This window comes from Mycobacterium sherrisii (assembly GCF_002102355.1).
Taxonomy (GTDB): Bacteria; Actinomycetota; Actinomycetes; order Mycobacteriales; family Mycobacteriaceae; genus Mycobacterium; species Mycobacterium sherrisii.
The window spans coordinates 1-1125 of the sequence record NZ_LQPT01000014.1; the positions used below are offsets into that span (position 1 = coordinate 1).

Below are 1125 nucleotides of genomic sequence, written 5' to 3' on the forward strand. Positions count from 1 at the left end.
CATCGTCAGTCCTCCCCACCAAGCTCACGCTCGGCGTGTCAAACCAAGACCAGATCCACCGTTATTCAGACAGTCCCGCATCCCCGCCGGGCGCGCCCCGAGGGTGGGGAATTACGTGACGGCGGGTGGGGAATTACGTGACGCACAACCCCTCAGACCTGGGGAATTACGTGACCGCTGACACGGAACTCGCGGGGATAGGGCCTGGGCACAATGACATCCTTCCAGCCCGCCCACCCGGGGCAAGCCAAATCAGATGTCACCTATTCGTGCAGCAGACCCGCCCGACGCAGAGTTACTTGTGCTTCTGTGCTTGCTTAATCATCAACACCGCAGCGCGTTTCAGAAGATCGCGCTTTTTGGTCAAGGCGATGAGTTCCTTTTGGAGCTGCTCGACGTCGTTGCATTCACGCCCGCCGGACGACCGGAGGGCGGGTGCGGCCGTGCGCGGTGCCTGTGCCGCGCGATCCGGAGTATAGGCGTGGGTGGCTGGCTGCTTGGTCCACGCCGGGAGTGCCCTGCTGCGCATGCGTCGCGATGGAGCTTCGCCTTTGCGGGGCGCGTTAACCATGCTGCCGACTGGGCCACTCATCGGGGGGATGCCGCCGAATAGGGTGGGTGGGGTTGCTGTTGCTGCGGGGGTGGCGTCGAGGCCAGCGATCGGCAATGTCGCTGAGGTGAGTCGGATTTGGGGTGTCGCGGTACTCCACGATGGTGGTACCGATAACTTGCCCACTAGTCCCGAATCGCCTAGGCCTGCTGTGATGGCCCCTTGGCCTGCACCGGCCGATCCCAAAGCGCCGGCTGCGGGAGAGGACGAACCCACCAGGTTGCCCAACCCCGCCGCCGGCGCCCCAGACACGTCCGACACTTTCGTTGCCGAAAGTGACGACACCAACGGACCCAACGCGGTGTCCACCATCGGAAAAATAGTATAGAGAGTGCCAGACGCAATAAAGCTATTTCCGAATTCGCCAGAAATGAACCCTGAAATGTCGTTGAAAAATGATTGGAAGGCGCTTATCGGGTCGGTGGCGGTGGCGGCTGATGTTCCGCCTTGTGCCATGGTTTGTAGGACGTGGGGGATGTTGGTGAGCGGTGTGTGGGTGGTGTTGGCGGTTGCTT

Annotated in this window: 1 protein-coding gene; it reads right to left on the bottom strand. The window is 61.8% G+C overall.

The features are described 5' to 3' along the window. Window positions 1–295: 295 nt before the first annotated feature. A partial coding sequence (locus AWC25_RS00730) for a PE/PPE C-terminal domain-containing protein (protein WP_211281004.1) occupies window positions 296–1125 on the bottom strand: 830 nt, incomplete at its 5' end.